The following is a 14,705-nucleotide window of genomic DNA, read 5'->3' on the forward strand; positions in this document are numbered from 1 at the left end:
CTGAAAGTATAAAGCAGAATTTCATTTTACATAGGGATTTTTATTCTTTTTTAAAAGAAGTCTAACAGGTATACCATCTATAAAGAAATTCTTCCTAAGATCATTAGTTAAATAGCGTTTATAACTCTCATCAACACCTTCAGGCACATTACATGTTAAAGAAAAAGCCGGAGGTTTAGTACCAATTTGAGCAATATATTTCATCCTAATTGCTCTACCTTTTACAAATGGATGAGGATGCCTACCTAAAGCATCAACTAGCCACTTATTCACTTTTGCAGTGCTGATTTTCTTATTCAAGAATTCGTTCACTTCAAGACACTTGTCTATTACATCACTGCAACGAATGCCTTTCAGTGCAGAAATCGTTACAGTTGGCACTTCCAAGAACAACCTAGTTATCTCCTGTTGTCTTACAAATTTTATCAACTTGCTTCTATCATCTTTATTTATTAAGTCCCACTTATTTAAAACAATGATAATCCCCTTCCCTCCTTTGATTGCAGCTTCACTAATTGATAAATCCTGCTGCTTAATGCCAAGTAAAGAGTCTAGCATCAAAACTACCACATGAGAGCGCTTTATTGATTCCATGCCTTTTTTAATAAACTTTAATTCTAGATCATCTATAAGATTTGCCCTTCTGCGAATTCCCGCAGTATCGATGAGAGTAATAAGCTTTCCATTGTGATTATATGTAATATCTACGGAGTCACGTGTGGTGCCAGGTTCTGAACTTGTTATTAGTCTGTTTTCTGAAAGTAAACTGTTTAAAAAAGTTGACTTTCCAACATTTGGACGGCCAATTATTGCAACCCTCAGCCTATTAGGTTCATTAAATTGATTTTTAGCATGTAACGTTGGAATTTGCTCATTTTTTTTTTGGATCCCAGTGTCAGCTACTTTGATGACAGGCAAGGGTTTTGGAATAACAGAGGAGGAACTTGTAGAAGAATCAATAACACCAGCCAATGCATTGTAAAGATCAACCATGCCAAGATTATGTTCAGCTGAGATGTATACTGGGCCTATGAAATTAAAAAACTGCAGGTAATCAATATTTTCAGATTTATAACTTTCACATTTGTTTGCTATAAGTATCACAGACTTATTTGTTCTTCTTTTTAACCATTTTGCAAATTCTTTGTTTTGCTCATTTGGCACTTTTGCATCAACAAGAAAGAAAATTACATCTGCACTAAATAAAGAAAATTCTATCTGTTCAACAACCTGAAGGGAGAATTTAGTTCGATCATTCCATCCTCCTGTATCTATAATTTTAAGCTCCAAATCACTAATTCTCCCGACTCCTTCTTGTCTATCCCTTGTTATCCCTGGAATGTTACTAACTACTGCTGCTTTTCTTCCCACTAGCCTATTAAATAAGGTTGACTTGCCAGCATTTGGCAGGCCTACTATAGCGATTTTTAACATAGTTTAAGAGCATGTCCTATATGAAGTAAATTATAACTGAAACTTTTCAACTTAACTATTGACTTTGTAGATTACATCAATATCCTAAAATTAAGGGATTTTATTTTAACTTTATTATGTAAAGTAGGGGGTGGTTATGCCAGTGTTAGAGAAAATAGAAAGTGCAAGTAGTGAAAGATCAAAACAACCAGGATATTCAGAAAAAATGGGGAATTTGCAATCAAGCAAGACAATTTATGGACATGTTAATGAACATATGGAAGAAAATATTTCAAATACGCTGCGTGAAATATATGATGCTCTTATCTTATATAATGAATTGGAAAACTTACCTAATGATATAGCCATAGAAAATATAGCAAAGGAATTTCGAAAATCTATAAAAGATGCAAAAAAGAACAAGATCATGTTTAGTGTACCATGTCATATTGATGTATTTCGAGAAGGAGAAAAGTTATCAGTAATAGATTATTTAATGCTGGTTTTACAACATCTTATGGAAAGCGATGCCAATGTTACTGAGACTGGAAAAAGCAAACTACGGCCTCTTTGGTTAGAAATGTCTGATCTAGTTTCAAAAGGTAACAATATAAGCACAAGAGTCTCGAAAATACTACCAAGCAATATACTGCAAAAGCGTGAAGATTACTTGTCAAATCTAAAACAGATTGTACGTGGCGGCATTGAAAAAAACAAAGAAAAAGATGTGATAAAGGGTGTTACAGTAGAAAGAGATAATGGATTTTATTATGTAAGATGTCCAGAAGAAAGTGTTGTGGTCCCTGCAAAGTTTCTGAATAACCCAGAATTTCAAGGTTTAGATGGAGCATTAAAGATTGGGAAAAGAGATAATATAATCCGAATACAAAACGGACAATATTGTGATATGAAGGGCGTACTTCAGATGACTTTCCCAGTAGGTGAGAAAAAAATTGAAATGATTTTATCTTCTGAAAATACCTCAGGCTTTAGCAAAATAATGGTGTATATGGACGACAAAAATTGTGAAATTTTTTCAAAGTATTGTGAAGAATTAGCAAAAGAACCTCGTATAAGCAAGGTTATTGAGGCTGCCAAAGGTTTTGTGCAAGCAAAAAAGAGTGAAGTTAGTCCACCTTCCTTTGCTTTAGAAAAAGTTAGTGAATCGCAGCATTCTCAGAGCAATGGACAGGAGTTATCAGGAAATTAACCAATTACTACATATACACTGTTGCATACAGCAACGGTGTATGTGTATAGTTAATGGAGTTTATAAGCTTAATAAGGTTTACAATCAATTTGAAAGCTGTTTTACCACATGCAAGACTTTAAAGCACTGGAAAACTTACAGACCAAAACGTTAGAAGCTGAAAAAGGGGGTGGTCTTGATAGGATTAACAAACAACACGAAAAAGGGAAATTAACTGCTAGAGAAAGGCTTAGTATATTGCTCGACGAAAATTCGTTTGAAGAATACGATAAATTCGTAAAGCGTCATGCAACTGATTTTAGTATGCAAAACGCTAATTTTTTAGGTGATGGTGTTGTAATTGGCCATGGCACCATTTATGGCAGAAAAGTTTTTGTTTATTCTCAGGATTTCACTGTTTTTGGGGGGTCTCTCGGTGCATCACATGCAAAAAAAATATGTAAAATTATGGATATGGCAATTAATGTCAGAGTTCCCATTATTGGACTAAATGACTCTGGTGGAGCCAGAATTCAGGAAGGAGTAAATTCTCTTGCTGGTTACGGAGAACTCTTTCAAAGAAATGTAAATGCATCAGGCGTGATACCACAAATTTCCTTAATCATGGGTCCATGCGCTGGTGGTGCAGTCTATTCCCCAGCATTAACTGATTTTACCTTCATGGTAAAAAATAGTTCATATATGTTTATAACCGGACCAGATGTAGTAAAAAAAGTTACCTACGAAGACGTAAATCACGAAGATCTCGGCGGAGCAAAAATTCACACAAGTAAAACAGGAGTGGCAGATTTTGCGTTTAATAATGATGTTGAAATGTTGCTAAAAATACGTGAATTCCTTACTTTTCTACCAGCAAATAATCAAGAATTACCGAAATCTGTACCAATCTGTGATGATGTTGATGACATTAATGAATCTTTAAATACCCTAATTCCTCACAATCCTAATACCCCTTATGATATGCATGAACTCATTGAAAAAGTTTGTGATGAAAGGAATTTTTTTGAACTAAAACCTGATTTTGCTCGTAATATTATAATTGGGTTCGGTAGAATTAAAGGAAATACTGTTGGCATTGTTGCAAATCAACCTATGTATCTTGCAGGATGTTTGGATATTGATTCTTCAAGAAAAGCTGCAAGATTTGTAAGGTTCTGTGACGCATTTAACATTCCTATTACTACACTTATTGATGTTCCAGGATTTCTGCCAGGTACAAATCAAGAATACAATAATATAATACAACACGGGGCAAAGCTGCTTTATGCTTATGCTGAAGCGACTGTACCAAAGATTAGCCTTATTACCAGAAAAGCGTATGGTGGTGCATACATTGTGATGAATTCTAAACATCTAAAAGGCGACATAAATTATGCCTGGCCAACTGCTGAAATAGCCGTGATGGGTCCAGAAAGTGCAGTTGAAATTATATTTCGGCATGAAAAAGATCAACAAACACTGATTAAAGAATATAAAGAAAAATTTGCTAATCCATTTTTTGCTGCATCACACGGATATATTGATGACATAATAGTGCCAAGCAAAACGAGGTATCATTTTTACAAAGCATTAGAGCTACTAAAAAATAAAAAAATAGAAAGAATATGGAAAAAGCATGATAACTTACCTCTGTAACTCTTTTCCAAGTTTTTATTATGGAGCATGCAATACTATAAATATAATCAGTATGCCGTTACCAAGATTCGAACTTGGGACCTCATCATTACCAATGATGTACTCTACCACCTGAGCTATAACGGCAGAATTTATATACAATGATAATGAATAATATAAAAAAGAATAAAGAAAAAAAAGAGGGGAGAAAAAGGTTAGTAAAAGCTCTAAAGCAAAATATTGTAAAAAGAAAAAAACAGCAGCAGGGTAGACAAGATGCCAGAGCTCCCAGAAGTGGAAGTAATCTCTAATTTTCTGTTTGATAAGATTAAAAATAAGCAAATAAGCGGTGTTACAGTCAACAATTGGAATTTGCGTGTACCAATTACACAAAATATCGATGATGTAATAAAGGGTAAAGTAATAAATAATATCAAGCGTAGAGGCAAATATATAATTTGGCACATAGACTATGATATAGTTGTCACCATACACCTTGGCATGAGCGGAAAGCTCATATATGCTAAAGACGAGCAAGCACAGAATAAACATGATCATGTGATATTTTCATTTTCTGACAATACTTCAATAATTTTTAATGATCCAAGAAAATTCGGGTTAGTCATTGTTTTAAATAAAGAACAAGAAGTAAATTTTTTTAATGACTTCGGAATAGAGCCCTTTACAGATGAATTTAATGGAGGTTATTTACAGAAGCTACTGAAGAACAAAACGGTCAATATCAAGTCAGCATTAATGGATAATAAATTAATAGTTGGTATAGGCAACGTATACGCTTCTGAGAGTCTGTTTAGAGCTCGCATATCACCACTGAGATCAGCACAAGATTTGACGTATAAAGAGTGCGAAAAACTTGCTACTGAAATAAAAAATACTCTGAGTGATGCAATCATAGCTGGTGGGTCGACGTTAAAAGATTATGCACAGCCATCTGGATCTGTTGGATACTTTCAAAATAGTTTTTATGTATATGGTAAAGTTCAAAAACCTTGCAAAATTTGCAATAATATTATAACACTTATACGACAAAATGGTCGTAGTACTTATTTTTGCAATGCATGTCAGAACTAAGACTTCACTTTGGGTATGATGTTTTTGCCTGAAAAAGATCCGTTTGATTTGTTTTCAAAATGGTATAAAGTAGTACTTAATTCTCCATGTAAACAACCAACTGCAATGACATTAGCAACTTGTAGCAAAGACTGCACTCCATCTGCAAGGGTAGTATTGCTAAAGGAATATAGCGAAGAAGGTTTCGTGTTCTTCACTAATGTAAATAGTAGAAAAGGGAAAGAATTGACCGAGAACTCCAAGGCTGCACTAGTATTTCACTGGATAGAGTTTTTTAGGCAAGTACGAATTGAAGGAGAGGTTAAACTTCTAGACAGTGAAAGAGCTGATCAATATTTTTCATCTCGAGCACGCAATAGTCAATTTAGTGCATGGTGTTCAAAACAATCGCGCGTTTTGAAAAATTGGCAAGACTTCGAGCAAGTTATTGAACTGAAGAAGAAAGAATTTTACAATACACAAGTCCCTCGTCCTGACTTTTGGGTAGGATTCTGCATAATTCCAAAAATAATTGAATTCTGGCAAGAAGGTAAGCACAGAAGACATACTAGGTTTAGGTACACTCTCTTTAAGAGAAAAAACTGGAAAATAGAGCAGTTGTATCCTTAAGTTATGTTATTTAAGATAAGTTCTTGAGCAGATCAGGCAAAGCTTTCTGCACATCTCCCACCATTAATATATCACCATTTCCAAGATGTTTTGGCTGTATAAGATTCATTACAATTATCTTCCCTTTAGGGTTGTGCTTTTATATAAAGCAAGAAACCCAACTTCATCACTATTTAGCCCAGCTGTAATGATAAAATCAACTTCTCTAATGTGCTGATCTCTCATATTTTCCTTTAACCAAGAAAAATCTATTTTATCTGCTATATTAGCATGGCATAAAAGTTCCATACCTGAACGCTGGTGAAGTAGTCATGGTTCTCAGTTAAGAGTTGCCAATTTTCTAGCAGAACTATGTTTTTCACTGTATAATGAGCCTTAGTTGGCTTACCATACAAACAGGTTTCGTTGAAGTCATCTATGGTTTTGATAATTTTATCTGGTTGTACTAGCACCTTATGTATAAATTTGATTATATATTAAGACACATCAACATCACTACTTGGATTATGCAGTAATTTCAGTCGTGACACAAGATTCTGAATTAAAACAGGTAGTCTACTTCATTTCACTTAGAATAGTCTGAACAATTGTTTTATCGATAATTTTTTCAGAAATTTTGGTGGTGCTTACAATAAGATATTTTTGTATAGCCCAAGTTTGTAGTACAGATTATAAATAACGATATAAGTAAATGCACCTTTTTCATGTTCAAAATTTTAGTTTTTTTTTAGTATTTAAATCCTGTATATCACCTCAAACATCACTTTTCCGAGATGAAGGTAAAAGTTGCGGAGGTAGGATTTGAACCTACGACCTTCAGGTTATGAGCCTGATGAGCTACCGAACTGCTCCACCCCGCATCGTTATTTATTTAGCTATTATATATGAATAATAGGAAATAAAAGAATAAAATTACACTACGGTGTATATTTTGTGTATTTGTTAACTTTCCTTGCATAATAGTTAGTTATATACGTAGCAACTTACGCAATGAAAAATATAACTTAATACTGTGGTTCCCTGTTTTTCAGTGTGTGGGAACTTTAATCTACTTCTCTTAAAACTCTGAACCCAGCTTTGTTATACCTATTTTTTTTGCACTTTTACCTACATTAATTTTGATTGCAACGCTGCATAAAAGATATGTGATATTATATACTGCTTTAATTGCAGTGATCATAGGATTTACAGTCAGCAAGTTAAGAACAGTTTTAGTAGTCGATACTCAACATTCTTAATAAAGAAGGTACGTAAAGAATATCGTTGCCACAGCGAAAGATGTTAATGACAGGGAGCTCATATAAACAATTTTGCTTTATGAAAAAAAACACGAAGTTCAAGTTGAACAACATAAGAATATCAGTTAGAACTAAAGTGGGAAAAAGCATTAAAATAGGTCGATCAGGTAAAATTATCAGCAAAGCTTTTTCCTCTAAATTGCACCTTCAGAGTAGGCACATGGTTTTGTAAGAGTAGCATATTATCAGAAAATAAGTGCAACAGGTCTTGCAACAAGTAAAATAGCTCCTACGAAAATCTGAAGCAAAATACTAAAGAACCATATGCAGATATAGTCTCTGCATTAATAATTGGCAAAAAAGATGGAATAGAACAAAAAACTATGAATAGCAATATGAGGATTAAGATATAGCACATTTGTTTGCTATATCTGGTTTACATTTATCACATTCGTTGATGGTCTATTTTTTATAGCATTCTGTAATTTATTTGCAATATCTGAGATTTTGACTCTTAAGTACAATACTAAGAAAATATCTTCATTTCTTACCATTTTGCCAACCACGTTTTATTTATTAATCACTGGTATGCAAATTCCCGCTTAGCGCGCATACATTATGGTAATTTTAGTACTTGTTGCAATAATGATAGATAGAAAATATTGAGGGTTAATAGTAATTGCGTTTGCTGCTTCAGGATACTCATAATAGAACCGGAAGCAATTTATAGCCTGGTTTTCAGATGTCGTTTTCTGCTGTCTTGGCGCCGGTTACCAGTTATCAGATTAATGCCAACAAGTTATTCAAAAATAAAAATAATGAAATATTTTGTGTCAATAATGATTAGCTCATTAATAGCAAGCTTAGTAACTGTTCCGTACACAATATACAATTTTAACTATTTTTCAATCAGTGGCATTATTACAAATTTAATTGCTATACCGATAGCCACATTGATTATTATTCCATTTGGAATAATTTATGTTTTATCGATTCCTTTAGGTATTGAGTGAATTATAGCGCCACTTATAGAGCGTCCTATTGTATAGCGTTTTGTATATAACAAACGTAATCGTTAGCCTTCAATATTTAGTTATTCCTATTCGGGTTTTTCCTGCATCATCAATTTTCATCATAATATTTGGATTATCATGGCCGTGCTTATGGGAAGGGAATTGGCGTTTCTTTGGAGTTCTCTTTATTGTGCTGAGTATTTTCTCTAGTGCTATACATAGAACTCCTAACATCTTAGTCAGTGCTGATAATGTTGCAGTAAAGGAGAGCAACAACTTACTATATTCTCTTACCAGAAAAAGCAGAAACTTTATTGTTAAAACTTGGGCAAAGCAAAATGGGCAGAATTAAATTTTGAATCATACTAAATATAACAATCCAGACAAAAGATTAAAATGCTATAATTATAGTTATATACACAACAAGGGAAACGATAAATCAGTGCTGCTAGCTTATAAAAAAGAAGATATGTTAGAAAATTGTAACAATGTTGATCTAATAGTTCAATTAAGCAAATTTGACTATCCAGCTTGTAACACTCAAATTATTAAACATGCTGACCTAGAAACATATAGTACACATTCAATTTGGTTAACAAATCACAACATAAAGATTAATAAAGTGTGTTCTAACCGCAGCCCCGGCATGTGCATTTGAGCCAAAAAGCTCGTTTTTGAAGTCTGTTTCATATACAATTAACTAAATTGAAGTATAAGAAAATTCATGGGTCCAGGCACTACAGAAAGTTTTTTTAATCTCAAGGTAGATCACAATATAGCTCAGTTAACGAAGTAGGTTAGTTGCCACAAGATAAAACCTCAAATATCAATAGTGCTGAGAAAAATGAAGATTAGCTACCTATATAGCTGAAAAACGCAATATATCATGCAGTAAAGCTCAAAGATTGATACAAAATGAGTAAGTAAAGTTACTCAGCGTGCCCATAACTAATAACGATCACGTAGTAAAACTAGGTGAGGAGTATGTAATGCATCTTGCTTTTAACAACGAATCTACATTAATTGAGCCTAATCACAACATAAAACTTGATATCATCTACAAAAATGAGGACATTATAGTTCTCAACAAATAAAGTAGACTAACCGTTCACTCAGGTGCTGGAACAAACAATGACACGCTCTTAAATACAGTTATCGGCATCTTAGTAAAATCCTATATATCCATGTAAGGCCAGGAATTGTTCATAGACTCGATAAAGATATCAGTAGTGGACTAATGGTAATTGCAAAAAATGAGAAAATCCATAGTTTTCTGTCTGAAATATTATTAAATCGTGAAATAAAGCGTGAATATTGAGCAGTAGTTTAGGTAATATTACTTTTTAACCTGGAAACTATAAAAACTAATATTGCTCCCAACGTGGTAAATAAAGAAATGATGTACGTAACAAAAATAATTGGCAAGTTAGCAGTCACCCATTACTCAGTGCAGAAAGTTATAGGGCAAGCAAGCCTAGTTAGATGTGTTTTAGAAACAGATAGAACACACCAAATCGAGTACACATGAGTCACATAGGACATTCCATTGTCGGTGAACAAGTTTACGGAAAAAATAAGTAGCAAAAGTGTAAAAATACGTTAAAAGCTCCGACTTTATCTGTAAATTCAATGGACAAGCATACACATCTATAAACTAGGTTCATATCATCCAAAAAGTAAAAAATATGTAGAATTTAAATCTGACTTACCAAAAGACATGAGAACTTTAATTGGTGAGTTTGAAGAAATGACAAATAAGTAGTACATAAGAGTTGATGCCTTAACAGTTGCAGTTCATGTCTCTCAATGATAAAATGAGGATTAGTATATAGTTTTAATATCATGATTAGCTTACTGCTTGTTGTACTATTGCTTTTTTGTGGTGGTGACGCATTTGCAAAACAGGAACCACGTTCAATAGCTGCAGACAGTCACATAAAGGTAATAAACTATAATCCACAGGCTATACATAAGTACACTGGTTTTTATGGTTACCAATCCAGTATATTGTTTGAACCAGGTGAGACAATACAAAACCTTTCAATGGGTGATCCAACTGGTTGGCAGCTTGTTCCTCAAGGTAACAGGTTATTTATCAAGCCTATAGATGATATTGCTGACACTAACGCAACTGTAATTACTAACAAAAGAGTCTATTACTTTGAACTTCATGCTGAGGAAGCAACCGGATTGGATGATCCAAGATTAGCATACGAAGTAAGATTTCTTTATCCACTATTTAGCAGTGATGAAATTTACACAACAAACAATGGTGATATCCTTGAACAAGCTAACCCTACCACTATTCCCGATATAAATGATATTGAAGTTGTAAAGAAGGGCATAAATTTTAATTATTCCATCTCACATGTTAAGGGCAGCCAGTCAATAATACCAACTAAAGCCTTCGATGACGGGAGATTTACATATCTGCAATTTAATAAGGTAAATTCTGATTTTCCGGCAGTTTTTATGGTTGATTCTGCAGGGTATGAGTCTCTAGTAAATTTCCGTACAGTTGATGATTACCTTATAATTGAAAGAGTAGGCTCGGTGTTTACCTTAAGAAACGGATCAAGTACAGTCTGTTTATTTAACGAAAACATGCCTTTTGCAAAGGGTAAGTGACTAATATAAACTCAAAGTCACATCTGTTCAGCAAAGTGGCAAAATAAATGGTGTCACAAGGAAAATAATAAAAGTACATATCGCAGTGATAACTGGTGGTAAAATTAGAAAAACAGGTGTTTTTTTAATAAAAAAATTCTTGGAAGATTTTGAGAAAAAAGCGTTGTAAATTATTGGCAAAAAGTACATAGCATTGAGTACAGTGCCTACAGTTAATACTAGAGTGACAAACACAGAAAGTGCTATATTACCAGAGTTAAAAACAGCTTGAAAAATGAGAAACTTACCCCAGAAAGTTGAAGCAGGTGGCACTCCTATCATAGATAACGCACCTATAGCAAATGCTACCATGGTAATTGGCATACTTCGTCCTATGCCGTGCATTCTATCTATATATTTTTCACCTGTTTTCGTTATTATACTGCCTGCAATGAAAAATAAAGTGATTTTTGCAAATGCGTGACAAACTAATTGAAAAATTGCAACTCTTGCACTGAGGTCGCTAAAAATTGAAGCAAATAGTATAATATATGACAACTGAGAAACAGTAGAGTAAGCAAGCAATTTTTTCAATTCTTTCTGCTTTAATGCAATAAGTGAAGCAGCAATGATGGTAAATCCTGCAGCATACGGAAGCCACCCTCCAGCAAACCAATTTTGTTGTGCAAAGCGCTGCAGATTATCGATACCGAAAGTGTATAATATGACTTTTATGATAATAAAAGCCCCAGATTTTACAACAGCAACAGCATGTAGCAATGCACTTACAGGAGTTGGTGCAACCATCGCCCTTGGTAACCAAAAATGCATTGGCATTAATGCAGCTTTGCCTAAGCCATAAATTAGCATAGTAAAACACACTGCAGTAAAAGTAACGAGTGAGGTATCAAATTCAAATATTCCACTGTTCACAAAGTCTAAAGTATGAAATTCATTATACAAGAGACCAAGAACTGGAAAAAACAGTACTAAGGAAGAAAAAAACAACACACCAAAATAATAACGTCCAGCTATTGTTGACTCATTTGTTGCGTTATAAGTAACAAGAGGGTAAGTACTGATAGTCAAAAGTTCATAAAAAACAAACGTAGTAAGCAAATCGCCGGAAAAAGCAATAAACATTGTACAGCTGATCGATACCAAAAGAAAGCATAGGAAATCTGAGTAATTACTATCAGGATAGTTGTTCTGCATATAATATATTGTGTATATACTGGTTAATATCCATAAAAATGATATTAATAAACTAAACACTACTCCAGTAGACTCTAGCTTTAAACTAACATGCAAATTGTTGCCAAAATTCATGAGGATAAACTGAGAATGATCGCCATATGCCCAATATAAAGTGCATAAACATGTATATGCAAATAGAAGCACAGAAGAAGCAACAGTAATGCCATTGCTTACCGTAGGCCATTTGCCAGTAAAAAGAATAATTACTGCGCTTAAAAGCGGAACCAGTGCAGTAATTAACAAATAATTTTCAGTAATAAAAAATGGTAAGGAAAGAGATGCTAAAATATAGTCCACCAAATAATTCATCTTTTTAATTAGGTAAAGTTAGAATTATACTCAAATCACAGAAAACTGCTATGTTTCCATACTTCATAGTCAACTAACTATACTTCACCAATCCAATTACTTTTCTCCTGATCCAGCCTATCATCTAATATTGCTTGTCTTATCGACTTCATCAGTTTATTCATAAAGAAAACATTGTGAATGGTAACGAGAGTATAGGCTAGCAGTTCTTTAGTTTTCAATAAATGATGTATATAAGCTCTCGAATATTTTCTGCAGGTAAAACATAAACAATCACTCTCAATTGGATTACCGTCTAGTTCAAATTGTTGATTTCGCAAATTAATATGCTCTTTGTACCTTGAAGAAATGGCATTTCTATTTTTCACTTTAATAAGTGCACCACCATGTCTTGCCAAGCGGGTTGGATGTACGCAATCAAATGTATCAATTCCAGTCTCTACTGCATGAAAAATATCCATGATTCTACCAATACCAAGCAAATGAGTGGGCCTATCTTTTTTTAAGTGCTCCATAGTAAAGGAAACTACATCATACATCTGTTCTTTACTTCGACCAAGCGACCCACCTATCGCTTGACCAAAAAATGGTAAATTATTAATAAAATAACAACTTTCTCTACGCAAATCTTGGTATACTCCGCCTTGGCTAATTCCATACAGCGCTTGTTTGCCATTATCATCTTTTCCAAATTCATTCAAAGAACGCTCAGCCCACTTGTGACTCATGAGCATTGATCTTCGTGTATATTCTTTGCTGACGTGAAACGGAGTGCATTCATCTAAAACTAGAATTAAATCTGCACCTAATTTCTGCTGAATTTGTATAGATCTCTCAGGAGTTAAACAATAAGCTTTACCACTAATGTAAGAACGAAAAATTGCCCCATCCTCACCAATTTTAATCAGAGTTTTTTGTTTTTTTCTTATTCCCTTTATCTCTTCCGAAACTGATCCGTGTCCCAAACTAAATATCTGGTATCCACCTGAGTCAGTTAGCATTGGCCCATTCCATCCCATCATCTTGTGCAGACCACCGAGTTTTGCAACAGTATTCTCCCCTGGTTGGAGCATTAGATGATAGGTGTTAGAAAGTATTATTTGAGTACCTGCTTCACTGATCCTTTCAATATCTGCAGCTTTAATTGCAGCTCTTGTTGCACAAAATATAAATGCTGGTGTTTCTATGTTTCCACTCGGAGTTTTAATTGTTCCAGTTCTTGCAGAATTTGATTGTTTAATTATCTTGAATGCAAAGTCTCCTCTCATCTATTTATTAGAAAGTTCTGCTATAATGCTTTCTACCTTTTCAGGAGTAAGATTTTCATAAAAACCATTATTGATCTGCACAACAGGAGCATTGACACATGCACCAAAGCACTCAACTTCTTTTAAAGTGAACAGATTGTCCTTAGTAGTTTCACCTATGTTAATTCCAAGTTTCTTTTTAAAGGTATTTAAAATTTCTTCACTACTGCACAACCAGCAAGGAGTTGTCCTACAAACTTGTATCAGATATTTACCCACTGGTTTTAAATTATACATGGTATAAAAATTTGCCACTTCATATACACGAATATGTGGAATATTCAGCATGTCAGCAACGTAGCACATAGCAGGTTCAGGAACCCATCCACATTGCTCTTGAACAAGATATAGTAAAGGCATAACAGCACTGCCTTCTTTGCCTTTTGGGTACACCTCTATAAATTTTTTTGCTTTTTTGAGATTTTCTGACGTAAAACTAAACTGCTCTTCTTTTCCTTTCATCCGTAAAGCTCATGTAAATCTCAATAGATTATACTTGAAGAGCTAACAATTGCAATTGCTGATTTTTGAGAAACAGCGTTCTATAGCATCATACTATCTGCAGAGTGATAATTATTTATTTACCCAGTCTGTGAACTCTTTGTTCCTACTCATTTCTTATATTTCATTTTGCAGATCATGGTAACACTTATAATCTCCTTATGCAGTGCAGCAAAACTGTTTAACAATCGCCTCAGAATGCTGATCACTCAAGTATTTTGATACTACAATCCCTGTTTTATAGGGATTATCATGTGTTTGATCATAATAACCATAATATATATTGTATAAACTTAAGTGTTCGGATTTAACCTAACCAACCCCTGCTTAAAACGAGACTTACATATAGCTTTTTTCAAGCCCACTATATGTTTTTTCACACGCTATAAAGTCTGCAGTTTCTTTAAAAACTGGTAATTGAAGTTTTGACGGAAAATCCTCAATTACTAGCTGATAAAACTCAAGAAACTGAATACAATGGGTAAATTCATGAAAAATATGATATTTAACGTAATCACTAGAAAAGGATTTCTCA

Annotated in this window: 16 protein-coding genes and 2 tRNA genes; 9 read left to right on the top strand and 9 right to left on the bottom strand. The window is 33.9% G+C overall.

From position 1 onward, the window contains the following. Positions 1–21 precede the first annotated feature (21 nt). Positions 22–1,434 carry a ribosome biogenesis GTPase Der gene (gene der / locus CCY16_RS00250; protein ID WP_088414019.1) on the bottom strand — a complete coding sequence of 471 codons (1,413 nt, stop codon included), beginning with the start codon at positions 1,432–1,434 and terminating at the stop codon, positions 22–24. Between the two features lie 136 nt (positions 1,435–1,570). On the opposite strand from der, the gene CCY16_RS00255 reads away from it, so the two are divergent. Further along, positions 1,571–2,623, top strand: coding sequence for a hypothetical protein (locus tag CCY16_RS00255; RefSeq protein ID WP_088414021.1), 1,053 nt, complete (start codon positions 1,571–1,573; stop codon positions 2,621–2,623). Positions 2,624–2,731: 108 nt separating this feature from the next. Next, positions 2,732–4,258: an acyl-CoA carboxylase subunit beta gene (locus tag CCY16_RS00260; protein ID WP_088414023.1), complete on the top strand. Its 1,527-nt coding sequence runs from the start codon at positions 2,732–2,734 to the stop codon at positions 4,256–4,258. Positions 4,259–4,311: 53 nt separating this feature from the next. On the opposite strand, the gene CCY16_RS00265 is transcribed toward CCY16_RS00260, so the two are convergent. Next, positions 4,312–4,384: transfer RNA gene (locus CCY16_RS00265), tRNA-Thr, on the bottom strand. A 129-nt stretch (positions 4,385–4,513) separates the two neighbouring features. On the opposite strand from CCY16_RS00265, the gene mutM reads away from it, so the two are divergent. Together mutM and pdxH are read left to right on the top strand one after the other, a co-directional pair. Further along, positions 4,514–5,329 (top strand): bifunctional DNA-formamidopyrimidine glycosylase/DNA-(apurinic or apyrimidinic site) lyase, encoded by an 816-nt coding sequence (gene mutM / locus CCY16_RS00270; RefSeq protein WP_088414025.1) that lies wholly within the window; start codon positions 4,514–4,516, stop codon positions 5,327–5,329. A 24-nt stretch (positions 5,330–5,353) separates the two neighbouring features. Further along, positions 5,354–5,938, top strand: coding sequence for a pyridoxamine 5'-phosphate oxidase (pdxH, locus tag CCY16_RS00275; protein WP_179946003.1), 585 nt, complete (start codon positions 5,354–5,356; stop codon positions 5,936–5,938). A 114-nt stretch (positions 5,939–6,052) separates the two neighbouring features. On the opposite strand, the gene CCY16_RS05425 is transcribed toward pdxH, so the two are convergent. Both CCY16_RS05425 and CCY16_RS00280 read right to left on the bottom strand, forming a co-directional pair. Next, positions 6,053–6,226 carry a hypothetical protein gene (locus CCY16_RS05425; protein ID WP_179946000.1) on the bottom strand — a complete coding sequence of 58 codons (174 nt, stop codon included), beginning with the start codon at positions 6,224–6,226 and terminating at the stop codon, positions 6,053–6,055. 498 nt (positions 6,227–6,724) lie between these two features. Beyond that, a tRNA-Met gene (locus tag CCY16_RS00280) sits at positions 6,725–6,798 on the bottom strand. A 1,040-nt stretch (positions 6,799–7,838) separates the two neighbouring features. Between CCY16_RS00280 and CCY16_RS00285 the strand changes: the two genes are divergently transcribed. Beyond that, entirely contained in the window at positions 7,839–8,189 is a 351-nt protein-coding gene (locus tag CCY16_RS00285; protein ID WP_179946001.1) for a ComEC/Rec2 family competence protein, read from the top strand. A 69-nt stretch (positions 8,190–8,258) separates the two neighbouring features. On the opposite strand, the gene CCY16_RS05430 is transcribed toward CCY16_RS00285, so the two are convergent. Further along, positions 8,259–8,423 (bottom strand): hypothetical protein, encoded by a 165-nt coding sequence (locus CCY16_RS05430; protein WP_218916630.1) that lies wholly within the window; start codon positions 8,421–8,423, stop codon positions 8,259–8,261. A 235-nt stretch (positions 8,424–8,658) separates the two neighbouring features. Between CCY16_RS05430 and CCY16_RS05260 the strand changes: the two genes are divergently transcribed. The 4 genes from CCY16_RS05260 to virB9 all read left to right on the top strand — a co-directional run bounded on the left by CCY16_RS05260 (position 8,659) and on the right by virB9 (position 10,817). After that, positions 8,659–8,847, top strand: coding sequence for a hypothetical protein (locus CCY16_RS05260; RefSeq protein WP_143696887.1), 189 nt, complete (start codon positions 8,659–8,661; stop codon positions 8,845–8,847). Between the two features lie 579 nt (positions 8,848–9,426). Continuing rightward, a complete protein-coding gene (locus tag CCY16_RS05870) occupies positions 9,427–9,507 on the top strand; it encodes a hypothetical protein (protein WP_245800650.1) in 81 nt (26 codons plus the stop codon). Positions 9,508–9,585: 78 nt separating this feature from the next. Further along, positions 9,586–9,717, top strand: coding sequence for a hypothetical protein (locus CCY16_RS06585; RefSeq protein WP_281250486.1), 132 nt, complete (start codon positions 9,586–9,588; stop codon positions 9,715–9,717). 314 nt (positions 9,718–10,031) lie between these two features. Next, positions 10,032–10,817: a P-type conjugative transfer protein VirB9 gene (gene virB9 / locus CCY16_RS00300; RefSeq protein ID WP_088414033.1), complete on the top strand. Its 786-nt coding sequence runs from the start codon at positions 10,032–10,034 to the stop codon at positions 10,815–10,817. A gap of 27 nt (positions 10,818–10,844) precedes the next feature. Here the strand turns inward: virB9 and CCY16_RS00305 are convergent, their stop codons facing one another. From CCY16_RS00305 to CCY16_RS05745, 4 genes are all read right to left on the bottom strand, one after another. Beyond that, positions 10,845–12,350, bottom strand: a complete 1,506-nt coding sequence (locus CCY16_RS00305) for a proton-conducting transporter transmembrane domain-containing protein (protein ID WP_088414049.1) — start codon at positions 12,348–12,350, stop codon at positions 10,845–10,847. 89 nt (positions 12,351–12,439) lie between these two features. Beyond that, positions 12,440–13,630 carry a tRNA guanosine(34) transglycosylase Tgt gene (tgt, locus tag CCY16_RS00310; RefSeq protein WP_088414035.1) on the bottom strand — a complete coding sequence of 397 codons (1,191 nt, stop codon included), beginning with the start codon at positions 13,628–13,630 and terminating at the stop codon, positions 12,440–12,442. Further along, complete coding sequence (nuoE, locus tag CCY16_RS00315) at positions 13,631–14,131, bottom strand: NADH-quinone oxidoreductase subunit NuoE (protein WP_088414037.1); 501 nt, start codon at positions 14,129–14,131, stop codon at positions 13,631–13,633. Positions 14,132–14,509: 378 nt separating this feature from the next. After that, positions 14,510–14,705 (bottom strand): hypothetical protein (locus CCY16_RS05745; protein WP_218916631.1); only part of this gene is annotated, 196 nt, incomplete at its 5' end.

The sequence above is a fragment of the Wolbachia endosymbiont of Wuchereria bancrofti genome (genome assembly GCF_002204235.2).
GTDB lineage: Bacteria > Pseudomonadota > Alphaproteobacteria > Rickettsiales > Anaplasmataceae > Wolbachia.